General features: G+C 58.8%; 24 protein-coding genes. 10 read left to right on the forward strand and 14 right to left on the reverse strand.

All coding sequences use genetic code 11. The features are described from left to right. The first annotated feature begins 323 nt into the window (after window positions 1-323). The 4 genes from CWM58_RS02505 (at window position 324) to CWM58_RS02520 (ending at window position 5,633) form a co-directional block, all read left to right on the forward strand. Window positions 324-1,247, forward strand: a complete 924-nt coding sequence (locus CWM58_RS02505; RefSeq protein ID WP_100680138.1) for an N-acetylmuramic acid 6-phosphate etherase — start codon at window positions 324-326, stop codon at window positions 1,245-1,247. Window positions 1,248-1,554: 307 nt separating this feature from the next. Next, a complete protein-coding gene (mqo, locus tag CWM58_RS02510) occupies window positions 1,555-3,165 on the forward strand; it encodes a malate dehydrogenase (quinone) (protein ID WP_264755269.1) in 1,611 nt (536 codons plus the stop codon). A 186-nt stretch (window positions 3,166-3,351) separates the two neighbouring features. After that, the gene (locus CWM58_RS02515; protein WP_100680140.1) at window positions 3,352-4,536 is read left to right on the forward strand and encodes a multidrug effflux MFS transporter; all 1,185 of its coding nucleotides are present in this window, start codon (window positions 3,352-3,354) and stop codon (window positions 4,534-4,536) included. Between the two features lie 170 nt (window positions 4,537-4,706). Then, window positions 4,707-5,633, forward strand: a complete 927-nt coding sequence (locus CWM58_RS02520) for a LysR substrate-binding domain-containing protein (RefSeq protein ID WP_072045575.1) — start codon at window positions 4,707-4,709, stop codon at window positions 5,631-5,633. On the opposite strand, the gene mdcH is transcribed toward CWM58_RS02520, so the two are convergent. The 9 genes from mdcH to CWM58_RS02565 form a co-directional block, all read right to left on the reverse strand. Further along, a complete protein-coding gene (mdcH, locus tag CWM58_RS02525; RefSeq protein WP_100680141.1) occupies window positions 5,623-6,525 on the reverse strand; it encodes a malonate decarboxylase subunit epsilon in 903 nt (300 codons plus the stop codon). The genes CWM58_RS02520 and mdcH overlap by 11 nt on opposite strands. Continuing rightward, window positions 6,525-7,142 carry a malonate decarboxylase holo-ACP synthase gene (locus CWM58_RS02530; protein WP_100680142.1) on the reverse strand — a complete coding sequence of 206 codons (618 nt, stop codon included), beginning with the start codon at window positions 7,140-7,142 and terminating at the stop codon, window positions 6,525-6,527. Before CWM58_RS02530 ends, mdcH begins: the two co-directional genes overlap by 1 nt. A 3-nt stretch (window positions 7,143-7,145) precedes the next feature. Further along, on the reverse strand, window positions 7,146-8,105 hold the full coding sequence (locus CWM58_RS02535) for an AEC family transporter (protein WP_012541868.1): 960 nt from the start codon (window positions 8,103-8,105) through the stop codon (window positions 7,146-7,148). A gap of 136 nt (window positions 8,106-8,241) precedes the next feature. After that, window positions 8,242-9,042, reverse strand: a complete 801-nt coding sequence (gene mdcE / locus CWM58_RS02540) for a biotin-independent malonate decarboxylase subunit gamma (protein WP_061154710.1) — start codon at window positions 9,040-9,042, stop codon at window positions 8,242-8,244. Beyond that, window positions 9,042-9,875: a biotin-independent malonate decarboxylase subunit beta gene (locus CWM58_RS02545; RefSeq protein WP_012541866.1), complete on the reverse strand. Its 834-nt coding sequence runs from the start codon at window positions 9,873-9,875 to the stop codon at window positions 9,042-9,044. The genes mdcE and CWM58_RS02545 overlap by 1 nt, the downstream gene beginning before the upstream one ends. Beyond that, window positions 9,868-10,167 (reverse strand): malonate decarboxylase acyl carrier protein, encoded by a 300-nt coding sequence (mdcC, locus tag CWM58_RS02550; RefSeq protein WP_012541865.1) that lies wholly within the window; start codon window positions 10,165-10,167, stop codon window positions 9,868-9,870. The genes CWM58_RS02545 and mdcC overlap by 8 nt, the downstream gene beginning before the upstream one ends. A gap of 17 nt (window positions 10,168-10,184) precedes the next feature. After that, entirely contained in the window at window positions 10,185-11,027 is an 843-nt protein-coding gene (locus CWM58_RS02555) for a triphosphoribosyl-dephospho-CoA synthase (protein ID WP_100680143.1), read from the reverse strand. Then, window positions 11,027-12,682: a malonate decarboxylase subunit alpha gene (gene mdcA, locus CWM58_RS02560; RefSeq protein ID WP_100680144.1), complete on the reverse strand. Its 1,656-nt coding sequence runs from the start codon at window positions 12,680-12,682 to the stop codon at window positions 11,027-11,029. Before mdcA ends, CWM58_RS02555 begins: the two co-directional genes overlap by 1 nt. 225 nt (window positions 12,683-12,907) lie before the next feature. Beyond that, the gene (locus CWM58_RS02565) at window positions 12,908-13,942 is read right to left on the reverse strand and encodes an AI-2E family transporter (RefSeq protein WP_100680145.1); all 1,035 of its coding nucleotides are present in this window, start codon (window positions 13,940-13,942) and stop codon (window positions 12,908-12,910) included. A 441-nt stretch (window positions 13,943-14,383) separates the two neighbouring features. Between CWM58_RS02565 and kpnE the strand changes: the two genes are divergently transcribed. After that, the gene (gene kpnE / locus CWM58_RS02570; protein WP_008805029.1) at window positions 14,384-14,746 is read left to right on the forward strand and encodes a multidrug efflux SMR transporter subunit KpnE; all 363 of its coding nucleotides are present in this window, start codon (window positions 14,384-14,386) and stop codon (window positions 14,744-14,746) included. After that, the gene (gene kpnF / locus CWM58_RS02575) at window positions 14,733-15,062 is read left to right on the forward strand and encodes a multidrug efflux SMR transporter subunit KpnF (protein ID WP_061154707.1); all 330 of its coding nucleotides are present in this window, start codon (window positions 14,733-14,735) and stop codon (window positions 15,060-15,062) included. Before kpnE ends, kpnF begins: the two co-directional genes overlap by 14 nt. Window positions 15,063-15,118: 56 nt before the next feature. Here the strand turns inward: kpnF and CWM58_RS29510 are convergent, their stop codons facing one another. Continuing rightward, window positions 15,119-15,208, reverse strand: coding sequence for an ArsR family transcriptional regulator (locus CWM58_RS29510; protein ID WP_407028635.1), 90 nt, complete (start codon window positions 15,206-15,208; stop codon window positions 15,119-15,121). Between CWM58_RS29510 and CWM58_RS02580 the strand changes: the two genes are divergently transcribed. Further along, window positions 15,168-17,324 (forward strand): putative bifunctional diguanylate cyclase/phosphodiesterase, encoded by a 2,157-nt coding sequence (locus CWM58_RS02580; protein ID WP_100680146.1) that lies wholly within the window; start codon window positions 15,168-15,170, stop codon window positions 17,322-17,324. The two genes, CWM58_RS29510 and CWM58_RS02580, sit on opposite strands and share 41 nt — an antisense overlap. On the opposite strand, the gene CWM58_RS02585 is transcribed toward CWM58_RS02580, so the two are convergent. Further along, window positions 17,325-18,137 carry a trypsin-like serine peptidase gene (locus CWM58_RS02585; RefSeq protein ID WP_012968314.1) on the reverse strand — a complete coding sequence of 271 codons (813 nt, stop codon included), beginning with the start codon at window positions 18,135-18,137 and terminating at the stop codon, window positions 17,325-17,327. It lies immediately after the preceding gene. A 626-nt stretch (window positions 18,138-18,763) separates the two neighbouring features. Between CWM58_RS02585 and CWM58_RS28320 the strand changes: the two genes are divergently transcribed. Continuing rightward, entirely contained in the window at window positions 18,764-18,901 is a 138-nt protein-coding gene (locus CWM58_RS28320; RefSeq protein ID WP_153690771.1) for a hypothetical protein, read from the forward strand. A 173-nt stretch (window positions 18,902-19,074) separates the two neighbouring features. Here the strand turns inward: CWM58_RS28320 and asr are convergent, their stop codons facing one another. Next, the gene (gene asr / locus CWM58_RS02590) at window positions 19,075-19,494 is read right to left on the reverse strand and encodes an acid resistance repetitive basic protein Asr (protein ID WP_043875352.1); all 420 of its coding nucleotides are present in this window, start codon (window positions 19,492-19,494) and stop codon (window positions 19,075-19,077) included. Between the two features lie 175 nt (window positions 19,495-19,669). After that, window positions 19,670-21,157 (reverse strand): carboxypeptidase M32, encoded by a 1,488-nt coding sequence (locus tag CWM58_RS02595; RefSeq protein WP_100680147.1) that lies wholly within the window; start codon window positions 21,155-21,157, stop codon window positions 19,670-19,672. A 226-nt stretch (window positions 21,158-21,383) separates the two neighbouring features. On the opposite strand from CWM58_RS02595, the gene CWM58_RS29125 reads away from it, so the two are divergent. Continuing rightward, on the forward strand, window positions 21,384-21,476 hold the full coding sequence (locus tag CWM58_RS29125; RefSeq protein ID WP_004206050.1) for a KPN_01571 family protein: 93 nt from the start codon (window positions 21,384-21,386) through the stop codon (window positions 21,474-21,476). Window positions 21,477-21,506: 30 nt separating this feature from the next. On the opposite strand, the gene CWM58_RS02600 is transcribed toward CWM58_RS29125, so the two are convergent. After that, window positions 21,507-22,757, reverse strand: coding sequence for an MFS transporter (locus CWM58_RS02600; protein ID WP_008805023.1), 1,251 nt, complete (start codon window positions 22,755-22,757; stop codon window positions 21,507-21,509). 130 nt (window positions 22,758-22,887) lie between these two features. Here CWM58_RS02600 and CWM58_RS02605 point away from each other — a divergent pair, with 130 nt between their 5' ends. Next, window positions 22,888-23,790: a LysR family transcriptional regulator gene (locus CWM58_RS02605; protein ID WP_100680148.1), complete on the forward strand. Its 903-nt coding sequence runs from the start codon at window positions 22,888-22,890 to the stop codon at window positions 23,788-23,790. Window positions 23,791-23,803 lie beyond the last annotated feature (13 nt).

A 23,803-nucleotide genomic window follows, 5' to 3' on the forward strand; every position in this document is an offset into this window, starting at 1 on the left:
TTTCATAAAGCCGTGTAATCAAAGCAAATCGAGGCGATCTAGCCGATGCGTAAACCGTTTCACATGCCCGGTCAGCAATCCTTCTGGCTGGCCATGCCGGCGGGCGGCGAAGATGACGCGTAAGACAGGATTGCTCAGATAACCGGCAATCGCCCCCTGACGGGGCAGTTGGGACAGTAAACTGTGACCCCGACGGCGGTAAAGTGCGGAAGAATGCCCGTATAGTGGCGACAGAGATTAAATAGGCATGATGAATATAAGGATATGCATCAGGCCGCTGATTACGCCGAGATGCGCTTTTTCTGTTGTAAATGGAGGTTGTTATGAACAGTTCGCTAACCGCTGCAATGCAGGCCCGCCGTCACCCGGATACCACTCACATCGATCGTCTCGCCACGGCCGACATGCTGGCGATGCTGCATCAGGATGATAAGCAGATATCGGAGGCGGTCGGCGCCTGCCTGCCGGACATCGCCCGGCTGATTGATGTCGCCACCGCGGCGATGGGCCGGGGAGGGCGCCTGGTCATTATCGGCGCCGGGGCGTCAGGCCGGACGGCCATCGAGGCGGTCAGTGACTATTCGCCGGAAGGCAAACACGCGCTGGTGGGACTGATTGCCGGTGGGCAGACGGCGGCGATGGCCGAGCGGGAAACCGCGGCAAACCATTATGACCTGGGCGCCTTTGAACTGCAGTCGCTGGACTTTTCCAACCACGATATGCTGCTGGCGTTGACCGTCAGCGGCAAGACGCCGTGGGTGTGGGGCGCTATGCGCCACGCCTGGTCGCTGGGGGCCCCTATCGCTGTCGTCACTCAGCAGGCGGCCAGCGAGGCGGCGCAACTGGCGGATATCATTATTGCCCCACAGACCGGGCCGGAGGCAGTGTCGGGCTTAGCCAACCCGAAGGCTCAACTGGCCCAGCGGCAGATCGTCAACATGCTGACGACCGGGCTCGCCATCCGTGACGGTCGGGTGTACAGCAATCTGCGGGTGGACGTGCAGGCTGACAATTCGCACTGGGCGGAGCGGCAGATAGCGATTGTCATGGCGGCCACCGACTGCACGCGCAGTGAAGCAAAAGCGGCACTGGCCAGCTGCCATCAGCACTGCCGCACCGCGATCCTGATGCTGCTCAGCGGGCTGGATGCCTGGCACGCGCGCGAGCTGCTGAGGGAACATCACGATCATCTGCGTCTCGCCCTGCGCGAAGCACAGCGCAGCAGCACGGCCACTCCCGCCCATTAACCCCTCTGCCAGGCGCGCGCGATTGTCGTACGCGCCTGGACTTTATTAACTAAAAAAATCTCTCTTTTTTATTTTTCTCAGCAATCAGGCTGAATTTTCGATCTTATTTTTCACCAGGTGTCATTTTGATGCCTCGCTTTACTTTTTTAAGTTAAATAATTATTTGATTAAAAATGCCAGAGTGTAAATGATATTTTAAAATAAAGTAAAAGTGCGTTAATATGCTGCCTCTTATTACCGTGTGCTACGTGATAATTCTATTATGCCTGCAATGAAAAAAACGATTATTTCCTTTACCGCATTAGCGATGTTCGTCAGCGCGGCGACGCATGCTGAAGCGGATACCTCTAAAAAAACCGACTTCCTGCTGATTGGCGGCGGGATCATGAGCGCCTCGCTCGGCACCTGGCTGCAGGCGCTGCAGCCGGACTGGAACCTGACCATGGTGGAGAAACTGGACGGCGTGGCCCTGGAATCTTCCAATGGCTGGAATAACGCTGGTACCGGCCACTCAGCGAATATGGAGCTGAACTATACCCCGGAGCGGGCGGACGGGTCGATTGACGTCAGCAAAGCGCTGGATATTAACGAACAGTTTATGATTTCCCGTCAGTTCTGGTCGTCACAGGTGAAGCGCGGTATTTTGCACGACCCGCACTCCTTTATTAACTCCACACCGCATATGAGTTTCGTGTGGGGCGATAATGTCGATTACCTGCAAAAACGTTATAACGCGCTGCAGCAGACCACCTTATTCCAGGGAATGAAATTCTCCACCGATCACGCGCAAATTAAACAGTGGGCGCCGCTGGTGATGGAAGGTCGCGATCCGCAGCAGAAAGTGGCCGCCACCTGGACGCCGGTGGGTACCGATGTCAACTATGGCGAAATTACCCGCCAGCTGATCGGCAGCCTGAAGAAAAATAACCACTTCACCCTGCAAACCTCCTCCGAGGTGACCGATTTCAAACGCAATGCCGACAACTCCTGGCACGTGACGATTAAGAACGTGCAGAGCGGGGAAGCGCAGACTATTGACGCCAAATACGTCTTTATCGGCGCCGGCGGCGGCGCGCTGAAGCTGCTGCAGAAAACCGGTATTCCGGAAGCGGATAACTATGCCGGTTTCCCGGTGGGCGGCTCGTTCCTGATGACCGAGAACCCGGCGGTCACCGCGCAGCATCTGGAGAAAGTCTACGGTCAGGCTTCGGTCGGCGCGCCGCCGATGTCGGTGCCGCACCTTGACGCTCGTTACCTCGACGGTAAGCGCGTGGTGCTGTTCGGGCCATTCGCCACCTTCTCGACCAAGTTCCTGAAAAATGGTTCGTTCTTTGACCTGCTCAGCACCACCACCACCGATAACGTGCTGCCGATGACCCACGTCGGTCTCGACAACTTCGATCTGGTGAAATATCTCGTCAGCCAGGTGATGCTCAGTGATGATGACCGTTTCGCTGCGCTGAAAGAGTACTACCCGGACGCGCGTAAAGAAGACTGGAAGCTGATCCAGGCCGGCCAGCGCGTGCAGATCATTAAGAAAGACGCGGAGAAGGGCGGCGTTCTGAAGCTGGGTACCGAAGTGGTGGTCGATCAGCAGAAAACGATTTCTGCGCTGCTCGGCGCGTCGCCGGGGGCTTCCACCGCCGCGCCGATCACCCTGAACGTACTCAAGCAGATGTTCCCGCAGCAGTTTAACTCGCCGGAGTGGCAGAGCCGTATTCACGCTATCGTACCGAGCTACGGTCAGAAGCTGAACGGTAACGTGGCGCTGACCCAGCAGGTATGGGATGACACCGCCGCGGCGCTGCAGCTGACTAAGCCGCCGGTGATCCAGATGCCAGCGGCTGCGCCAACCGCGACCGCCAAACCGACTGAACCGCAGCGCGACGCCTCGCCGCAGCACGATATGGCGCTGTAAAAGCACATTCGTGCAGTGAACAAAAGGGAAGACCACGGTCTTCCCTTTTTTACATCCACATTTCCCTGCCGCTATTTATGAATGATGCTCATAACCCTGTTATGATTTCCGGGGATTATCCGTTACCCCGAAACGGCTAAAATAGCCAGTCACTTCACCGCTTTCCTCTCCTTAACGGATACCATAATGACTTCATCGCATCAGCGCGCCGCCAGCGGGGCGCTTTTTATTTTGATTTTAAGCGGCCTGATGGCCTTTACTTCGCTCTCCACCGATATCTATCTGCCGGCCATGCCGATGATGGCCGCGCAACTGCACGGCGATGCCGAACTGACGATCACCGGATTTCTGATTGGCTTTGCGCTGGCGCAGCTGGTGTGGGGGCCAATAAGTGACCGGCTGGGGCGTCGCACGCCGCTGTTCATCGGCATGGTGCTATTTATTATCGGCTCCGCCGGCTGCGCGCTGTCGACCACCATCGATCAGATTGTCTTCTGGCGGGTGTTTCAGGCGCTTGGCGCCTGCACTGGGCCGATGCTGGCGCGGGCGATGGTTCGCGATCTGTTTGCTCGTACCCGCGCCGCGCAGATGCTCTCGACGCTGACTATCGTGATGGCGATTGCGCCGATTGCCGGGCCGCTGATCGGCGGGCAGATGATTAAATTCACCAGCTGGCACACCATTTTCTGGCTGCTGGTGGTGATTGGCGCTCTGATGTTTATCGCCTTGTGCTGGCTGCCGGAAACTCTGCCGCCAGAGCGTCGGCAGAAAGGATCGCCGCTTAGCGCGTTTCGCAATTACGCCGCGTTGGTAAAAAACCGGACGTTTATGCGTTATACCCTCAGTCTGACTTTCTTTTACGTCGCGGCTTACGCTTTTATCACCGGTTCGCCGGATGTCTATATTCGCTATTACGGCGTTGCGCCGCAGCACTACGGCTGGCTGTTCGCGGTCAATATCGTTGGGGTTATGCTGATGAGCGTGGTCAATCGTCGTCTGGTGCAGCGCCATGCGTTAGGTTCGCTGTTGAAAGCGGCGCTGGCGGTATCGGCGATTGCCGTCGTCGTGCTGGCAGCCGGCGTGCGTCTGCATATCGGCGGCGTGGCGCTGATTGTGGTGAGTATTTTCCTGTTCTTCTCAATGAATGGGGTGATTGCCGCCACCTCAACCGCCGCGGCGCTGGATGAGGCCGGTGAATATGCCGGTTCCGCTTCGGCGCTGATCGGCTCGCTGCAGTATGGCAGCGGCATTATCTCTTCGCTACTGCTGGCATGGCTCCACGACGGTACTCCGTGGACGATGGCGTGGATCATGGCCGCTTTTACGCTCGCCAGCCTGCTTTTGGCGTGGCTCCATCGGCGCGTCGATTAATGAATTGAGCTCATAGAGACAAGTCGATTTCCCGGCTGGCGAGTAAGCGAACCGACAACGCGGGGGATATTGACGATAATTAGCGGTTGCGGTCAAAACGGACGTGAGGGTTATTGTTATACTGCCTTGAATTACTGCAGAAAAACGATAACCAGGAGTGTGGAAGGGCTATGAAAGACGATATCAACCAGGAGATCACCTTCCGCAAGCTATCGGTCTTTATGATGTTTATGGCGAAGGGCAATATCGCCAGAACCGCCGAAGCCATGAAGCTCAGCAGCGTTAGCGTGCACCGCGCGCTGCATACGCTCGAAGAGGGGGTCGGCTGCCCGCTGTTTGTCCACAAAGGGCGCAACCTGCTGCCGCTGCAGGCGGCGTGGACGCTGCTTGAATACTGCCAGGATGTGATGAGTCTGATGAGCCGTGGGCTTGAGGCGACGCGCAAAGTCGCTGGCGTCGGTCAGGGGCGGTTGCGCATCGGTACCCTCTATTCGCTGACGCTGGAAACCGTTCCGCGCATCATTATGGGGATGAAGCTGCGTCGCCCGGAGCTTGAGCTGGATCTGACCATGGGCTCTAACCAGATGCTGCTGGATATGCTGGAGGACGATGCGCTGGATGCTATCTTAATCGCCACCAATGAAGGCGAATACAATCATTCGGCTTTCGACGTAGTGCCGCTGTTTGAAGATGATATCTTCCTCGCCGCGCCGGCGACGGAACAGCTGGATACCACTCAGCTCGCCGACCTGCGCGATTACGCCGATCGTAAATTTGTCTCGCTGGCGGAAGGGTTTGCGACTTATGCCGGATTTCAGGAGGCCTTTCAGGTGGCCGGTTTTGAGCCGGAAATTGTGACCCGGGTGAATGATATCTTTTCGATGATAAGCCTGGTGCAGGCAGGCGTCGGGTTTGCACTGTTGCCGGGGCGCATGAAGAAGGTTTACGAAAACGATGTGCAGCTATTAAAGCTGGCGGAACCCTATCAGATGCGCCAGCTGATCTCTATCGTCTATTCGCACCACCGCGAGCGCGATGCCGACCTGCTGGCGCTGGCGGCGGAAGGGCGGATGTACGCCCGCAGTATTAATCGATAAGCCGCTGCGCCAGATGGCGGGCGACGTCTACGCCGCTGCGCTCCAGCGAAATGGTCTCGCCGCGCCAGCCCGCCTGGCGGGTCAGGCAGGTGAGCACCCCGCCGGGCGGCATCTCGATTGCCAGCCTGGCGTCGCGTTCATCGGCGGCGATCATCGCCTCCTGCCAATGTACGGTGCGCGCCATGTTCATCGCCAGATCGTCAGCGATCCGCTGTGGATCCCACAGCACGCGCGCCGTCGAGCCGCTTAAATAGGCGCACTGAGGCCGCGTCAGTGTGACATCGGCAAAGGCTTTTGCCAGCGCTGCGGCGGGTTTATCCAGCAGTGCGCAGTGTGACGGTACGCTGACCGCCAGCCGTTGGGCTTTACTGGCGCCAGCCTGCAGCGCCAGTTGCGCCACCTCGGCCATGGCTTCATCACGCCCGGCGATCACGATCTGCGTTTCGGCGTTGAGGTTGGCGAGATAAACCTCGTGGCCCTGCATCAGCGCCTCAACCCGCGGGCGGGTCAGGCCCATAATCGCCGTCAGTCCGTAACCTTCAGGATACGCCTGTTCCATTAAATCACCGCGGAGCGCCACCAGCCGCAGCGCGCTGGCGAAATCGAGTGCGCCGGCGATCACCGCGGCGGGAAAGGCGCCGATTGACAAGCCGCTGACCATCTGCGGATCCACGCCCTGGCGCTGTAGTTCACGCGCCCAGGCGACACCGGCGATCAGCAGACAGAGCTGTACCGCACGGGTGTGTTTTAGCGCAGCGGCGCTATCGAGGCTATCGACTTCATCCCCCAGCACGGCGCGCGCCTGGGTGAAGATAGCCTCGCGATCGGGGATCGCCGCCAGCATGCCGGGGCGCTGGCCGCCCTGACCGGGAAAAGTAAATAAAATCTTCATCATTCCTCCCTGTGCCACGGCGTCGTGGTTAAGCGCGCGCCGCGGGATGTTTTCAGCAGCGCACGGCCATCGCGCAGCCACTCATTAAGGGCGAAGGCGCCATACGGTGTTTCTATCTGGGTATCGGCGCGGCACGGCAGTTGGGCCACGCGGGCCTGCCATTCCAGCAATGCCTCGCGGTCCAGCGGCTGCGGCGCGCGGATCAGCAGATCCAGATCACTTGCCCCATGCAGAACCGGGATTTCGGTTGCCAGCGCGTAGCCGGTACTGCCGGTGACGCCCCAGCGCCAGGGCCAGTTGTGCAAGGTAAGGGCGATAGCCGCCTGGACCGGCGGCTGTGAAACAAAAGGCGAATGGAGTAAGACCTCACGATCAACAAGCATCTCCGGGGTGACGCTGCGCACGATATTGTGCGCCTGTACCCAACCGGCGGCACGTTGCTCGCGTTTCATGCCCCGCACCCCAACCGGGATGCGGGCCTGGCCGTCAACGTCGCGCCTCACCACTACCGGCAGCGCGGCCCGCCACTGTTGAGCCACCCACGGCTCGGCAATAGCTTCCAGGGCGCTGGCGTGGTTTAACCAGATTAAATCGTGGGGACGCGGCGTTGATGACATGGTTTACAGTCCTGAAGTCAAAGAGATAAACAGCGGTAGCGACAGGATACACAGAACCGAGCTCAACAGCAGCACGGCTTCAGCATCCGGAGACTGGACGCCGAAACGGTTGCCGAAGACCACGCCGAAGAAGCCGGCGGCCAGGGCAATCATCAGGATCGCGGTAATGGCGATGGATCCGTGCAGACCCAGCAGCATTACCAGACCCCAGGCAATAAACGGCTGCACCAGCAGTTTCACGATGGTGGAGGTGGCGATCAGCGCATTGAGCTGCAGTTTACGTGCCGACAGGATCACCCCGGTGAGGAACAGCGCGGCAGCGGTGGCGGCCAGGCCCAGCGGTTTGATGGAGGCCAGCAGCATTTCCGGCATTTTAATGCCGATAGCGGAAAGCACCACCCCAAGCAGCGGGCCCCAGACGATCGGTTTTTTCACCGACCGCCACATCAGCACTGGCAGCATCGCCAGCGTAGAGCCGCTGTTTTCACCCGCGGCGCGGGCTTTCTCACGTTCCAGAATCAGCAGGCAGAACGGGGTCATCAGTACCGAGCCGCAGGCGATAGAGACCGCTACCGACAGCGAGGTTGACGCGCCTTCACCCAGCACGCTGCCGAGGATCGGCAGACCCAGCGCGGCATAGTTTGGCAGGGCGACGGTGAGGGTCAGCACTGCGGCATCCTGCGGCGTGCGTTTGAACACGCTGGTGGCGAGGAAGTAGATCGCGGCATAGGTGATCCACATCGCGCCGGTCAGTACCAGCACCAGCGGCGACTGGGCGACGATACCGGCCCACGGCGTTTGTACCGTGGCGCTAAACAGCGTGGCGGGTAAGGCAAAATCCATTACAAAAATATTAAGCAGCGAGACGTTTTTGTTATCTACCATCCCGGCCTTTCCGGCCCAGAAACCCAGCAGCATGATAACGAAAATGGGCGCGAGAGCATGAATAATCACATAAGTCATAAATCACCTGTAAATAAAATAGAGTACTGGCGCGATTGTTATTTTTTCTAAAAGCCATCCCTTCCCGGAGCACTTGTTTCGCGCCCCGGGGGACGACTTCCGGCAGGTTTTCTTCTACTACTTACGTACGAACGTCTTACCAGCTGGCGCGCATGCGATCGCGAACCAGTTGTGAGCTGCGGCGGTTTTCCGCGCCCAGGCGGCACTTCAGCGAGGTATCTTTGCGCGCGTCAGCGATGGCGTCGCGCAGCGTGTTGCTGACCAACGACAGATCGTGGTCGTCAGGGGCATCCGGATTATTAATATCCAAAAGGGCGGAGAGCAGGCCGAGCGTCGCATAGTTGCTGACGTCGTAGGCCATCGGCGGAATTGTCGCCGCTAATTTCTCCAGCGCTTCTACGGTACGCAGCGTAATGCGCGCTGCCGACTCTTTACCCATGGCGTGAACCAGCACGCCGCTATCGTTAAAGGCGATCAGGCGGTTGGCCTGGTAGCCATGGGCCAGAAACGCCCCGGACATCGCTTTTCCGACAATCAGACCAACCACCGGGTGGCCGGCAAGACGGGCTTTGGCGTAGGCGCCCGCGGCTCCGGCCAGTGCCTGGTGGATGCCGAAAGCTTCTTCGCGGCGGCCATAGGCCTGGCTCGGTACATCGATCACTGCCACGATTGGCCGTTTGATAGCCTGGTCGGCGTCGGCAGCGATGGTTTCGTTGACCACTTTCGCCAGCGTCCAGCCTTCCAGCAGGCCGACTTCGCCGCCGGCGGCGCGCGGGTAGTGGTTGTTGGCGTCAGGCACCACGGCGATAAAGCGGACGCTTTCGCCATCAATTTGGCCATCTGCGACCTGCACCGACGGGCACAGACCACTCATCAGCGGCGCGTCGGGCGCCAGTTTATTCAGCCACAGCGCGGCGCGGTTTGGGAACTGACTCATTATTTATCCTCCCGGGCAAAAAGCTGTTTAATCTGCGCGGTATCCGCCTGCTGGCGGGTATCGAACTGGCTCAAGCGACGCAGATAATCGTCATAGTTGTCGCTGCGGTGCTGGGCCGGTACGCCTTTGGCGATCGCCTCATTCATTGCGGTTTTAACGGCGTTAACGCCATCGTTAACCAGCGCGTCGACCAGTCCGCTGGCGGCGCGAATTTCACCCCCGGTCATGCTCCAGATAAACGGCCGGTTACGGGAGTCGTACTCTTCAATGCCGGCTTCCTGCTCGATAACCTGCGGGCCGTTGAGGCCGAGACGGGCTTCACGGGTGACGATAAGGTAGCTGCACAGCGCCGCGGCGATGGACATGCCGCCGAAGCAGCCGACGGTACCGGTGATAATGCCGACCACCGGGGTGTAGCGGCGCAGGTCGACAATCGCGGCGTGAATATCGGCGATGGCGGCCAGACCAAGGTTGGCCTCCTGCAGACGTACGCCGCCGGTTTCGAGGCACAGTACCGCCTGCGTCGGGATACCGTTGCGGTTATCTTCCGCCGCCAGTTCCAGCGCGGCGGCCATTTTGGCGCCGGAGACTTCGCCCATGCTGCCGCCCTGGAAGGTGCCTTCGATGGCAATTACCACCGCAGGTTGCCCGTTGATAGTGCCTTTGGCGACCACCATACCGTCGTCGGACTGCGGGACGATGCCCTGCGCGCCGAGCCACGGCGACATAATGCCTTCAAACGGATCCAGCAGTTCGCGGTAGCTGCCGTCGTCCAGCAGGGCGTGGGCGCGTTCGCGAGCGCGCAGTTCGATAAAGCTGCGATCGTTACGCATGAGCGGCCTCCTCAAAGACTTGTTCAATACGAATACGGGCGACGCCCGGCGTGGCACCGAAGTCGTGGATAATCAACTGCCCGGCGGGCAGACCGTTGATCAGGTTCAACCTGTCGAACAGCGCCTGCCAGCGCGCCTGGCTGTTATCCACGGAGGTGGTGATCTGTACGTTGAGCGTGGCGCTCTGTGCGGCGGTATAAAGCACTTCCATATCGCCTGAACCTACGACCCCTGCCAATGCTTTGCCGCTGAGGGCGCGGTTGGCAGGAAATGACAATGTAATCTGTTCCATAACATCCTCTGAATGCGTTAGCCGGAAACCCGGTCGAGAAACAGGGTGGCGGCAAGGAGATCGGCCGCGCCACCCGGCGAGGCGTTTTGCGCCAGCATCTGCGCATCAAGGCGCGCCAGCGCGGCGCGACCGGCGACGCTGGCGCAACCGCCCGCCGCCAGAACCTCGCGAGCGCCTTGCTGCATAGCGTGCAGGCCGTTCATGCCGGCGCGCGACAGCACACAGGTATCGCTCAGCGAGGTCATGATGGCCATCAACGCGTCGAGGCGCGCCTGCGGCTCGCTGGCGCCTCGCGCCCGGCTTTGCTGCAGTTGCGGCAGCGCCAGGGTGGTAACATGCGGAAATCCGCGCTGCGCTTCCTCGCGTGCGCCCGGCACCTGCCAGCGGCGGCTGGCGCGCAGCCCCTTACTAAAGCTTTTCGGCGCGAAGCCGTCAGGCAGACGGGCGAGGGCGGCGGCGGTCCCGGCGATCGCCTGTGATTGACCCTCCCCACCCAACATCGCCACCGCGCTGACCAGCAGGCCCAGCGCCCAGATGGCGCCGCGGTGGGTGTTAACCCCACCCGTCGCCATCATCATCTGCGCTTCACCTTCGCGACCGAGGCGGCCGACGGTTTCGCGCAGGGCGATATCCGCCGGACGCTGCCAGCTTTGCTGTGCCAGCGCGTGAAAGGTCGGCTGCAGGCTGCGGGCGGAGCGTTCCATCAGGTCCAGATTGAGATCCTGATGCGCGCCGTTGCCGCGACTATCGACCAGACCCGGTTTCGGGCTCAGACGGGCTTCGTCAATCAGACACGCGCTGGCGGTATGCGCCAGCCAGCTGACGCGGCTTTCTGCGAGTTGGGGAGAGAGATTTTTCATTACCAGCTCCGGAATTTTGCCGGTGGGTTGTACAGTCCGTCGGACCATTCCACCAGGTCGGCGACGCTGCCGGCCGCCAGCAGCGAGCGGGTGGCATCGCTGCGGCGAATGCCGATATCTTCCGGGTAGACCACTTTGCCGCTCTGGCGCAGGGCGGCGACACGTTTGGCGTCCACCCCGAGGCCAATATCGGTGATCCCGGCCACCGCGGCGACCATCGCCCGGCGCTCTTCAAGGCTCTCCGCGCGGTACAGGTAAGCGATACCTTCTTCGGTCAGCACGTGGGTCACGTCATCGCCATAAATCATCACCGGCGCCAGCGGCATGCCGGAAGCTTTCGCCACCTCAACCGCGTCGAGGGTTTCAACGAAGGTCGGTTTCACGCCGGCCTGGAAGGTTTCGACCATCTGTACCACCAGTTTTTTCCCGCGCTGCATCGGGTCTGGTTCAGTGATCATATTGAGCCAGGCCGGGGTAGCGTGGCGGCGACCGTGCGGGTCGTGGCCCATATTCGGCGCGCCGCCGAAGCCGGAAAGGCGGCCGCGGGTGACGGTGGAGGAGTTCGCCAGGCCATCAACCTGCAGGGTCGAACCGATAAACATATCTACCGCGTACTGACCTGCCAGCTGGCAGAAGGCGCGGTTAGAGCGCATCGAGCCATCCGGGCCGGTAAAGAAGATATCCGGGCGGGCGCGGATGTACTCTTCCATCCCCAGTTCGCCACCGAAGCAGTGCACGCTCTCCACCCAGCCGCTCTCGATGGCCGGGATTAAGGTCGGATGCGGGTTCAGCGTCCAGTGTTTACAGATTTTGCCTTTCAGGCCGAGCTGCTCGCCGTAAGTGGGCAGCAGCAGCTCGATGGCGGCGGTATTAAAGCCAATCCCGTGGTTGAGCGACTGCACCTGGTGTTCCGCGTAGATGCCTTTGATCGCCATCATCGCCATCAGAATGTGTTCTTGCTTAATCAGGCGCGGATCGCGGGTGAACAGTGGCTCAATAAAGAACGGTTTATCGGCGACCACCACGTAATCGATCCACGAGCCGGGAATATCGACCCGCGGCAGATCGCATTCGTCGTCCACCAGTTCGTTGACCTGGGCTATCACAATGCCGTCGTGGAAGGCGGCGGCTTCGACCAGCGCCGGGGTATCTTCGGTACTTGGCCCGGTATACAGGTTGCCTTTACGGTCCGCTTTATAGCCGGCGATCAGCGCAACGTTTGGCGACAGGTCAACGTACAGGCGGGAGTAGAGTTCGATATAGGTGTGGATGGCGCCGATTTCGAGCAGGCCATCTTCCAGTAGCTGCGAGATGCGCAGGCTCTGGGTGCCGGAGAACGAGAAATCCAGTTTACGGGCAATGCCTTTTTCAAACAGGTCCAGATGCTCGCTGCGTCCTACGCTGGGCATAATCATATGCAGGTCGTGAATTTTTTGCGGATTGACCTCGGCGAGCATGCGGGAGAGGAAATCAGCCTGTTTCTGGTTGTTGCCTTCCAGTACCACCCGATCGCCCGGGGCGAGCAGATTTTCCAGTACGCTGACCAGCTGGTCAGTGGGGATGACTTTGCCGGCGATCTTCGCTTCGGCCAGCCGCCGCTGTTTTTCCGTCCGGCGACGGTTCCAGACCCGCGCCGTCGTTTGTTCAGCATTCATTGTTAACCTCCTGATTCGACAAATCGTTTCGTTTGTCCTGGTGGAAGTTAGTGTGCGATGCGTGGCGCTGCGCATCAATTAAGCACGGCGGCTGATTGTTAGCTTTAGAGTAACGATTGGGTCTTACCGTTTGTGATAGGGATCAATAATACGAAAGGCGTAGTGGTCTACGGGGAGAGCGCAGGTGAGGAAGCCGGCCGGTACACGGCCGGCCGTGGGAAGGGGTTATTCTTTACTGACATCACTTAATAAGAAAGCAATACTCTGACCGCCGCTGGTCTGCTCGAGGGCAATTTTGGCGATAATCGTCAGTGGCACCGACAACAGCATGCCGACCGGACCCAATAGCCAGCCCCAGAAGATCAAGGACAGAAACACCACCAGCGTGGAGAGCCCCAGGCCACGTCCCATCACCCGTGGCTCCAGAATGTTGCCGAACACCAGGTTGACGATCAGGTAGCCGGCCAGGACCACCAGCGCCTCGTACAGCCCGCCAAACACCAGTACCTGCAGGATCGGCGGGATAGCCGCCAGCACGGAGCCAATATTGGGAATATAGTTGAGCGCGAAGGCCAGCAGTCCCCACATAAAGGCGAAGCGCACGTCCAGCAGCACCAGCATGCCCCAGACCACCAGGCCGGTCACCAGGCTAATCGCGGTTTTCAGCACCAGATAATGCGACACGCTGTCGATGGCGCGCTGAATGGCGCCCATCCCTTCAACCGGACGGGACATCAGCTGTTGCAGCTTGGCGGGAAGCTGGGGGACCTCCAGCAGCATAAATACCACCGTCAGCAGCAGCAGAAAAATCGAGGACATCGCGTTCGACAGCTGAGTGAGCAGGCTGGTGACCAGCGTCATCACCGCGTTAGGGTCGATGTATTTATTCAGCTCCACCACCGAGACGGTGAACCCCATGCGCTGCAGCCAGGGGGCGATGGTTTGCATCGGCTCGTAGAGATAGTTGCGATACTGCGGTAAGGTGCGCGCCAGCTCGTTAAGCGAGGTCCCCAGCGAGGCCAGCAGCACAATGGCCAGCATGACGATGAGGCCAATCAGTATCGAGATCGCCAGCACGCGTGGGACCCGGCAGCGGACCAGCAGTTGTACCAGCGGATTAATGATCACCGCCAGAAAGAGGGCGAGAATAAAGGGGACAATAATGTCCGCCGCAAAGCGAATGCCGGTAAGGATGATCACCAGCATGCCCAGCATGATGACCATCTTTAATCCGTTAAGTGTAATAATGGGTTTAGCCATAGGTCCCGACCTCAATCTTCCTTGCCTATTAACAGGTTGCGTTACATTAGCATAATGACGTTTTTTTGCAGAAAAAACGCATTGAAGCAAAACGGCGGCGTAAAGAACTGCAAATTCTTTGAATTAAATGTAGCACTATGCTACAAATTTACCTGTGTATAACTACTGAGGACAATTTTCATCCGCAACGGACGAGAAGCAACACCGCGGATAATTGTAATTTTATGGACAATCAGTTCAGGATGTATATTTTAAACCACCCCGCAGTCTCTCTCTCTTTTTCCCGTTTTGCCGGCGAGCAGCACTGGCATTCGGCGCTATAGTCACCTTCTCTCTGCCTGAGCTGGCGCCAAGCGCACAGCGAAATCTACGTCAGAAATTTTCCTGTTTACGCCTCGCGTAAACGGTAATGGATTATATTCTCAAGCAGGAGAAGGGATCATGTTTTATTGGATTTTATTAGCTTTAGCTATTGTTGCTGAAATTACCGGCACCTTGTCGATGAAATGGGCAAGCGTGAGTGGCGGGCACACCGGCTTTATTTTAATGCTGGCCATGATTGCTCTGTCATATATTTTTCTTGCCTTTGCGGTTAAAAAAATTGCCCTGGGTGTGGCCTATGCGCTATGGGAAGGGATCGGCATTTTGCTGATTACCGTGTTCAGCGTGCTGTTGTTTGATGAAAGCCTGTCGCCGCTGAAGATCGCCGGCCTGACCACCCTGGTGGTGGGGATCGTCTTAATTAAATCCGGCACCCAGAAAAAAGCGTCGTCAAAGCAGGAGGTGGCCCATGCAGCAGTTTGAGTGGATCCACGCCGCCTGGCTGGCGATCGCCATCGTGCTTGAAATCATTGCCAACGTCTTTTTGAAGTTTTCCGACGGCTTCCGCCGCAAGGTCTACGGCATCCTGTCCCTGGCGGCGGTGCTGGGCGCATTCAGCGCCCTGTCGCAGGCGGTCAAAGGTATCGATCTGTCGGTCGCCTATGCGCTGTGGGGCGGCTTCGGTATCGCGGCGACCATTGCCGCCGGTTGGGTACTGTTTGGTCAGCGCCTGAATAACAAAGGCTGGGCGGGGCTCATCCTGCTGGTGGCCGGCATGGTATTAATTAAACTCGCCTGACGTCTCGCCGCCTGCAAAGCCAGGCGGCAAAACAGGTCCTCTGTAGTATGCTTATCTCAAGACCGGCCCCGCTGAGTTTGTGTCCGGTGACGATGAGGACTGCGCATGTTCAATGCTTTCGGCTGGCGGAAAATTCCTTCCGCCAGGACGTTGTCGATAATGATTTTTCTCGCCGGCCTCGGACTCACCGCGTCGGTCATTTCCCTGCTTTATCTTTCGCAACACCTCATTGCCAGTAAATCCAATGAAATTGACCAGCAGCGGTCAGTCCTCTCGGTGGAAGGGGCCGTGCAGACCTCGGTCAATCGGGTGCTGTCGCTGGTTCTGGATAATGCCATCTGGGACGATGCGGTCACGCAGACTTACGCGCCCTCGCTGGATCAGAAATGGCTGTACGACTCGTGGGGGTCAGGCTTTAAAATCAATAATCTGTACGATGGTACCTTTGTCCTGGACGAACACTATCGCATCCTGTGGGGCGCCTTTCAGAGCCAGGTCATGCCCCGGACCGACCTCTCATTCCTTGGAGCTGGCCTGACCAGTCTGATCCACTATCATGCGCAGGCATTGCGTGAGGGAAAAAACGCCTTTGCCGGTATCACCCGCACGGAGGCCGGGATCGCCTTTGTCGGTATCGGTCTGATACGCCCGACGACAGGTCGGCTTCAGGTATTTGATGCGACGCGGCGCTATCTGGTGATTACCCGGCATATCAACCCCCAGCTGCTGGAACGCCTGGGCGACACCTTCCAGATAAGCCATCTGCATCTCGCCGAGGGCCCCGGCGCCTACCGTATTCCGCTGCGAACGCGGTCGGGTGAGGTACTGGGATACCTGGCCTGGCAGCCACGCCTGCCCGGAGCCGAAGCGGCGCAGGCCTCGTCAGGCAGTATGCGACTGATCGCCGGTGTGGCGGCCAGCCTGATCCTGCTGTTTATCCTTTTTAGCAGTCTGGGCATGTATAAGCTGGCGCGCGGCGAACGTCAGGCGCGGGAGATAGCCATGATTGACTGGCTGAGCCGTCTGCCTAACCGGCGAGCGCTTCTGCTGCGGTTAAGCCAGGTATGCGAGACGGGGAAACACGACATTCAGTGCGTGGTGTTTATCGATCTGGATGGTTTTAAGGACGTCAATGATAACTATGGTCATGATGTCGGCGACGCCCTGATCCGCCATATTGCCAGCGCCCTACAGACGCGGGTACCGGCGGGGGCCATGCTGGCGCGAATGGGCGGGGATGAGTTCGCCATGGCGGTGAGCGGCGCAAAAGCGATTGACCGGGCGGCGGCGTTCGCCTGGGCAGCGCTGGAGCTGCTGAAAGCGCCGGTGACGCTCAGCAAACGCAAAATTTATATCGGCGCCAGCATTGGCATCGCCAGCGGCGCTCCGGCGGAATGCTCCAGTACCGAGCTGTTTCGCCGGGCGGACATCGCTATGTACCATGCCAAGAAGAGCGGCAAAGGTCGTACGGCCTGGTATGACGATGCGCTGGATGCCGTGCGCCGCCATCAGATGACGATTGAGAATGGCATCCGCCAGGGGCTGGAGGAGGATGAATTTGAGGTCTGGTATCAGCCGGTGGTTGATGCCGATACCCTGGCGATGATTGGCGTGGAGGCGCTGCTGCGCTGGCCGCGACGCCCGCAGGGGGCGCTGGCGCCGGACGCATTTATTAGTATTGCCGAGAGCAGCGGCCTGATCGATGCCCTCGGGCAGTTTGTCCTGCAACGCGCCTGCAGCGATCTGCAACCGATGGACGATCTCCTCCTGTCGGTGAATATCTCGCCGGCGCAATTTCGCGACCCGGCCTTTGAAAACCGGGTAATGAAGACCGTCGCTGCTTGCCGCTTTCCGCCGTCGCGCCTGCAGGTGGAGGTGACGGAGAGCTATGTGCTGGAAAATCCGGAGCGTTCGCTGGCGGTGGTAGAAAATCTGAAGGCCCAGGGCATCGCCGTGGCGCTGGACGATTTCGGTACCGGCTATTCGAGCATTGGCTATTTACGCCGCTTTCGCTTCGACAGTCTTAAAATCGATAAATCTCTTGCCGGGCGGGTGGAGCGTGATGAGCAGGCGGCAGAAATGGTGCGCGGGACGGTGCGGATAGCCCGCGCGCTGGGAATGACGGTGGTCGCGGAAGGGGTGGAGGATCCGCAACAGCTGACGCTGCTGCGGCGGGCCGGCTGCGACCGGCTTCAGGGGTACTATTTCAGTAAACCGATGCCGATCGCCGACCTGCTGCAGCGGCGTCAGTCGCAGGGGTGATTACTCTCCGGCCAGTGCTTCCAGCTTATCGCGAAAGCCGGTAACCGAAATGGCGCGGTTGTCAGCCCGCCAGCGATCCTGCGGACCGGGAGCGGAGCTTTGCACGGCGATCACTTGCCAGCCGTCCTCCGTTTTCAACAGCAGCGGCGACCCGCTGTCACCTGGCAGCGTATCGCACTGATGCGACAGCACGCTGTTTTGCGCCCAGCCGGTCACGATGCAATCCTGATGGCTGTACAGATTATCCAGATGATCCTCCGGATATCCCGATTGGGTCACTTTCCGGTCCGCTGCCTTCAGCGCAGCGGTGAGATCGGCCTTGCTACCCGGGAAGAGTGGGATCGGCGTGATGCCCGAGGGAGCATAGCGCAGTACGATCAGGCCAAAATCTGACGGCGCCGCGGCGGAGGGCACGATCCAGCCATCGCCATCGGCCTTCAGGCGCTTACCTAAGGCCGGATCCACTCGCCCTTCAATGCCGTGAATTTCATATACCCAGCCGCCCTTGCGCGAAATAAAGCGCAGAGCAACCGCTTTGTCCGGTTTGCCGCGCGGAGGCGTCAACAGACAGTGGCCAGCGGTCAGCGCCAGGTGAGGGGAGATAAGCGTCGCTGTGCACAGATTGCCGCTGGCGGTTTCCAGTTGGCCGATCGCATCCCACGGGCTTTCCTCGGGGTGGCTCACCGCTTTTCGGTCATCATGGCCGAAAAACAGCGTCTTAATATCTTTGGCGCTCAGTCCGCTATCATCGGCATGTGCGCCCAGAGGTAACAGATAAAATGAACACAGCAATAACAGAACGTCTCTACGCATATCACTCTCTGGGGAGGCTATGATGTCTATTGACAGTAGCAGGAGATTTAAGTTTTTGAAAGTAAACAATAATTCTAATCAGACCAAACCGCTGCCATCAGGCGAGGCGGGCTGACGCTGCCGCTGGCAAAACCGTCTGATTTCAAACGGTTAATGCCAGCTGATTGCTTTAGCTATTTCCGCAGAAAGCGACGTCCGACGCAACAAAATTCGTGTATCAGAACGTACTGAACCCGGCGAATAATTCATCAGTCTGGCATTGAGATTATTCCTGGTTTGCCAGCGATTCGCTGAAAAATAATGCGCTTACCCGCCAAAACTTCACCAGAATTCGCACTTCTTTACGCCTCTCGTAATTATTTTCAATGCGAAACATTTTCTCACCTAAAACGTTGTTACCGTCACTCCGCCGTTGAGTAAATAGAGAGGTAACACCGGCGATGATAGCCTGAATTCTATTTCCCCGACGTTGGGAGGGTATATGTCTAAAAAAGGTATTCGCGCACTGGTTTATGTTTCCCTGGTCTCAGTCGCTATCTGGGGCGCGACCGGTTATCTGGTGATGGAAGCGGTGCGCGTACTGTGAAGCGTCTGGTCACCACGAGGTGGCCGGCGCGCGCTAGTTTATGACTACAGTGTCTGGCGTCTTCGGACGCCGGGCATTTTTTGTGCCGCAGGAATTTCAGGGTAATGAGACGCGGGAAGGTGTCGTCAGCGATCGCCGTACGGTATTTATTATTCTGCAAAGCCAGCAGAAGCAGTAAATGAGAGCGTGGCGGAAATGATTAATAGAGGAAAAAGCGGGTAGCAACCACTGCGCAAATGATTAACAGGATCAGGATGAGCTCGAAACGATAGCGCCGCAGCATAGTGCTCTCCAGAAAAAACGGCGCTGAAACAGCGCCGATTATTAAGAAGGTTAGTTCACCGGGAGGAATTATGCTGCCGGCTGTGCAGCAGGTTTAGCGGCCTGGTGTTTAGTGGTTTTGTGGTGTTTTTTTGCAGCCTGCGCTTTCTGTGCTACCGGTTTAGCCGCAGCTTTGTGGTGCTTTTTAGCCGCCTGAGCTTTCTGCGGAGCAGCGGGTTTAGCTTCTACTTTTTTGTGTTTTTTAGCGGCCTGGGCTTTCTGGGCAGCGGCTGGTTTAGCTTCTGCTTTTTTGTGTTTTTTGGCAGCCTGAGCTTTCTGCTCTGCAGCTGGTTTTGCCGCGGCTTTGTGGTGTTTTTTGTGATGGGTGGTCTTGGCAGCAGTGCTGTGGGTAGCAGCCGGTGCCTGAGTGGTGCTTACTGCGTCAGCAGCGAAAGCGGCGGAAGAGAGACCCATAGCAGCGGCAACGACCAGAGCTAATACTTTTTTCATTCTGATATCCTCGAAAAGTTTTCTTAATTTCAACCCCACTGCGGGGCCGGTGAAATCACTATATGCTTGTCTTTTCGAGCTTTCCGTGAGTGTTTGGTATCGGCGTGTAACCGAATGTACAACACGCCTGGCCGTGGGGAGTGGAAGGACGCGCCGGGTAGCCCGGCGCGTACGATCACAGATAGCGGGCGGTAAGGTGTTCGCGGAAGTAGCGGCTGTTGAGATCCTCGCCGGTGGCCTGCTGGATCAGCTGCGAGGTGGAGAAGCGGCTGCCATGCTGCCAGATATTCTGCCGCAGCCAGTCGAACAGGGCGCTGAAATCTCCCTCCGCAATATCGCGGTCTAACGTCGGCAGCGCGCGCCGGGCGGCGGCCATCAGCTGGGCGGCATACATCGCACCCAGCGTATAGGAAGGGAAATAGCCGAATCCGCCGTCGGTCCAGTGAATATCCTGCATGCAGCCGTCCCGGTAGTTGCCGGTGGTCGACAGCCCCAGCCAGTGCTGCATCTTCTCGTCCCACAGCGCCGGGATATCATCTACTTCAATCTCGCCGTCAATCAGCGCGCGTTCAATTTCATAACGCAGGATCACATGCGCCGGGTAGCTGACCTCATCGGCATCGACGCGAATAAAGCCCGGTTTCACCCGCTGATTCCAGGCGACAAAGTTGTCGCTGCTAAAGGCTGGTTGATCGCCAAAGCGCTCACGCACCGCCGGTAACAGGCGGTTAAGGAAACGCTCGCTGCGTCCCAGCTGCATTTCAAAAAACAGGCTCTGCGACTCGTGGATAGCGGTGGAGCGGGCGAGTCCTACCGGCTGGTCGACCCACGGGCGAGGCAGATTCTGCTCATAGCGGGCATGGCCGGTTTCGTGGATCACGCCGAACAGGGCGCTGAGCAGGTCGTTTTCATTGTAGCGGGTGGTGATACGCACATCCTGGGGGACGCCGCCGCAGAATGGGTGGGCGCTGATGTCGAGGCGCCCGCCGTCGAAGTCAAAGCCGAGGATGCGCATGGCCTGCAGGCCCAGCTCGCGCTGATCGGCAATCGGGAAAGGCCCCTGCGGGGCGAGTAATGTTTGCGTCGCTTGCTTATCGACCGCTTGCCGCAGGAGGGAAGGCAGCCAGGACTTGAGGTCGGCAAACAGACTATCCAGCCGGGCGCTGGTCATATCTGGTTCGAAAATATCGAGCAGCGCGTCGTAGCGTGAGCCGCCTCTGGCCTCGGCGCGGATCTGCGCTTCCTGACGGCTCAGCTTGACCACCTCGCGAAGATTGTCGGCAAAGCCAGCCCAGTCGTTAGCGGGACGCTGGCTGCGCCAGGCATGCTCACAGCGGCTGCCGGCAAGGGATTTTGCCTCCACCAGGCTCTCCGGCAGCAGCGCGGCCTGATCGTACTGACGCTGCATTTCACGCAGGTTGGCCTGCTCGACGTCGTTGAGGTCCTGCTGGCGGGCTTCCTGCAGCCATTGGCCCACTTTTTTATCGGTCAGGATCTGATGCTGCAGCACGCCGAGCTCCGCCAGCGCTTCGCCCCGGGCGGTGCTGCCACCCGGAGGCATCATCGCAAACATATCCCAGCCAGCGATGGCGGAGAGATGCGAAAAGCGCGACAGGCGCTGAAAGGTACGGGTAAGCTGCTGATAAGGCGTATTTTCAGTCATAGTGGCGTTCGGTCCGTGACAGGTGAATGAACAGGTTATCGGTATGCTTCTACACTATCCTGATACGCCTGGCGGGTCGAGCATTGTGCGCTGGAGGACCGGAAAAACGTCAGCCCCGAGCGGGAAAGAAAAAAAAGTGACTCTGTGAGCAATATTGCAGAAAACGGTAACATATCGGAACTAAACTGTGATCTATAACGCAGGTCTGGAGGTTCGGGGGTGGTTTATGAATCCGTTCACCTGGCTGTTTATTGCACTACTGTCCGTTGATGCCGTCAGAGAGCTGATGGGCTTGTCTTCCATTATGGGCATGTGGTGAAACGTGGCCCGCAGGCCACGTCACACACGACTATTTCAGTCGTTGATGTAAGCAGGTGCCGGTCAACAGCGCGGCAAGGAGCAGCAGCGCGATAAACCCACCGACGCCATTCCAGCCGTAGTGATGCCAGAACACTCCGCCTAACGTTCCCGCAAGACTTGAACCCAAATAATAGCTGAACAGATACAGCGATGACGCCTGACCGCGGGCACGGCGGGCGCGTGGGCCAATCCAGCTGCTGGCGACGGAATGCGCGGCGAAGAAGCCAGCGGAAAACAGCAGCATGCCGATGAAAATAAGCCACAGGGAAGAAAAGAGCGTCAGCAGCAGGCCGCAGAGCATGACAGCGGTAAAGCCGAGCATCACCGGCCCGCGGCCAAAGCGTACGGTCATGGCGCCCGCCTTCGGTGAACTCCAGGTGCCGGTGAGATAAGCGACCGACAGCAGGCCTACCACCGCCTGGCTTAGCGACCACGGCGACATCATCAGGCGGTAGCCAATATAGTTAAACAGGGTGACAAAAGCGCCCATCAGCAGAAAACCTTCGACGAACAGCAGCGGCAGACCGCGGTCGCGCCAGTGCAGACGGAAGTTGATCAGCAAGTTTTTCGGTCGCAGCGAGGTCGAGCGGAAATGGCGCGACTCGGGCAGAATGCGCCAGAACATGATGGCCGCGGCCAGCGCGAAGCCACTGATCACCGCCAGCGCCACGCGCCAGCCGAAGAAATCGGTAAAGACCCCGGTCAGCAAGCGGCCGCTCATGCCGCCGATAGAGTTGCCGCTGATATATAAGCCCATCGAAAAGGCGACGAAGCTGGGGTGGATCTCCTCACTCAGGTAGGTCATGCCGACCGCCGCCACGCCGCTCAGCGACAGGCCGATCAGGGCGCGCATAATGAGGATGCCGTGCCAGCTGGTCATCATGGTCGACAGCAGCGAGCAGCAGGCGGCCAGCAGCAGGGCGGTGACCATTACCGGCTTGCGCCCGATGGCGTCGGACAGCGGGCCGGTAAACAACAGGCCCACCGCCAGCATCGCCGTGGAAATGGAGAGTGAAATACTGCTGCTGGCCGGCGATACGCCGAACTCGTTCGACAGCACCGGCAGGATCGGTTGCACGCAGTAGAGCAGAGCAAAGGTGGCCAGACCGGCGGAGAACAGCGCGAGGGTGACGCGCATAAATTGCGGGGTGCCGCGCTTAATAAACTGATCCGGGCGGGATGCACCAGCGACGCTGACCTCGCCCGCCGGCACGGTGTCAACGGTTGTTGTACGACTCACAGATAATTCCTTGCGTAGAAGTTGCTGCTTACCAACAGAATGTTGTGACCATTCAGCTCACATTTTTAGGGTATGAAAATGTAAATATTCTGTCTAATATATTAATAATCTCAAATAAGACGTTTTAAATATGAATATCGAGTTGCGTCATCTGCGCTACTTTGTCGCCGTCGCCGAGGAATTACATTTTGGCCGCGCCGCGGCGCGACTGAATATTTCTCAACCGCCGTTAAGCCAGCAAATTCAGATCCTTGAGCAGCAGACCGGCGCCCGCCTGTTCGCGCGCACCAATCGCAGCGTCAGCCTGACGGCGGCTGGAAAGCAGTTTCTCGCCGATAGCCGACAAATTCTTGCCCAGGTGGATGACGCGGCCGCCCGCGCTGCGCGTCTGCATCACGGTGAAACTGGCGAACTGCGTATCGGCTTTACCTCCTCGGCCCCCTTTATCAAGGCGGTATCCGATACGTTGTCGATGTTTCGTCAGCGCTACCCGGATGTGCATATTTTGACCCGCGAGACCAACACCCGCGAACAGATTGTGCCACTGAGCGAGGGGGCTCTCGATCTGGGGCTGCTGCGCAATACCCAACTGCCGGACACCCTGGCATGGGAACGAGTGCTGCGCGAGCCGTTGCTGGCGATGGTCCCGGCCGACCATCCGCTGGCCCGCCAGCCCTCGGTCAGCCTGGCGGCGCTGGCGCGCGAACCCTTCGTCTTTTTCGACCCGCACGTGGGTACCGGCCTGTATGACGATATCCTCGGCTTGCTGCGTCGTTACGGCCATACGCCGGTGATTGCCCAGGAGGTGGGGGAGGCGATGACCATTATTGGTCTGGTGGCCGCCGGACTGGGGGTGTCTATCCTGCCGGCCTCCTTTCAGCGCGTACAGCTCAGTGAAATGCGCTGGCTGCCGATCGACGAACAGGATGCGGTCTCGGAGATGTGGCTGGTGTGGTCGAAACATCATGAACAGGGGGCGCTGGCAAAACGCTTTCGCGAGTCGCTGCTGGCCTGGAAAACCGAGCAGAATTGAGGCGAAAAGGGGC

Source organism: Klebsiella sp. H-Nf2 (assembly GCF_002806645.1).
GTDB lineage: Bacteria > Pseudomonadota > Gammaproteobacteria > Enterobacterales > Enterobacteriaceae > Klebsiella > Klebsiella variicola.

Bases quoted from the DNA above. Each gene is read 5' to 3' on its own strand.
- CWM58_RS02505 (WP_100680138.1), top strand. From the start codon at position 324: ATGAACAGTTCGCTAACCGCTGCAATGCAGGCCCGCCGTCACCCGGAT.
- mqo (WP_264755269.1), top strand. From the start codon at position 1,555: ATGTTCGTCAGCGCGGCGACGCATGCTGAAGCGGATACCTCTAAAAAA.
- CWM58_RS02515 (WP_100680140.1), top strand. From the start codon at position 3,352: ATGACTTCATCGCATCAGCGCGCCGCCAGCGGGGCGCTTTTTATTTTG.
- CWM58_RS02520 (WP_072045575.1), top strand. From the start codon at position 4,707: ATGAAAGACGATATCAACCAGGAGATCACCTTCCGCAAGCTATCGGTC.
- mdcH (WP_100680141.1), bottom strand. From the start codon at position 6,525: ATGAAGATTTTATTTACTTTTCCCGGTCAGGGCGGCCAGCGCCCCGGC.
- CWM58_RS02530 (WP_100680142.1), bottom strand. From the start codon at position 7,142: ATGTCATCAACGCCGCGTCCCCACGATTTAATCTGGTTAAACCACGCC.
- CWM58_RS02535 (WP_012541868.1), bottom strand. From the start codon at position 8,105: ATGACTTATGTGATTATTCATGCTCTCGCGCCCATTTTCGTTATCATG.
- mdcE (WP_061154710.1), bottom strand. From the start codon at position 9,042: ATGAGTCAGTTCCCAAACCGCGCCGCGCTGTGGCTGAATAAACTGGCG.
- CWM58_RS02545 (WP_012541866.1), bottom strand. From the start codon at position 9,875: ATGCGTAACGATCGCAGCTTTATCGAACTGCGCGCTCGCGAACGCGCC.
- mdcC (WP_012541865.1), bottom strand. From the start codon at position 10,167: ATGGAACAGATTACATTGTCATTTCCTGCCAACCGCGCCCTCAGCGGC.
- CWM58_RS02555 (WP_100680143.1), bottom strand. From the start codon at position 11,027: ATGAAAAATCTCTCTCCCCAACTCGCAGAAAGCCGCGTCAGCTGGCTG.
- mdcA (WP_100680144.1), bottom strand. From the start codon at position 12,682: ATGAATGCTGAACAAACGACGGCGCGGGTCTGGAACCGTCGCCGGACG.
- CWM58_RS02565 (WP_100680145.1), bottom strand. From the start codon at position 13,942: ATGGCTAAACCCATTATTACACTTAACGGATTAAAGATGGTCATCATG.
- kpnE (WP_008805029.1), top strand. From the start codon at position 14,384: ATGTTTTATTGGATTTTATTAGCTTTAGCTATTGTTGCTGAAATTACC.
- kpnF (WP_061154707.1), top strand. From the start codon at position 14,733: ATGCAGCAGTTTGAGTGGATCCACGCCGCCTGGCTGGCGATCGCCATC.
- CWM58_RS02580 (WP_100680146.1), top strand. From the start codon at position 15,168: ATGTTCAATGCTTTCGGCTGGCGGAAAATTCCTTCCGCCAGGACGTTG.
- CWM58_RS02585 (WP_012968314.1), bottom strand. From the start codon at position 18,137: ATGCGTAGAGACGTTCTGTTATTGCTGTGTTCATTTTATCTGTTACCT.
- CWM58_RS28320 (WP_153690771.1), top strand. From the start codon at position 18,764: ATGACTACAGTGTCTGGCGTCTTCGGACGCCGGGCATTTTTTGTGCCG.
- asr (WP_043875352.1), bottom strand. From the start codon at position 19,494: ATGAAAAAAGTATTAGCTCTGGTCGTTGCCGCTGCTATGGGTCTCTCT.
- CWM58_RS02595 (WP_100680147.1), bottom strand. From the start codon at position 21,157: ATGACTGAAAATACGCCTTATCAGCAGCTTACCCGTACCTTTCAGCGC.
- CWM58_RS29125 (WP_004206050.1), top strand. From the start codon at position 21,384: ATGAATCCGTTCACCTGGCTGTTTATTGCACTACTGTCCGTTGATGCC.
- CWM58_RS02605 (WP_100680148.1), top strand. From the start codon at position 22,888: ATGAATATCGAGTTGCGTCATCTGCGCTACTTTGTCGCCGTCGCCGAG.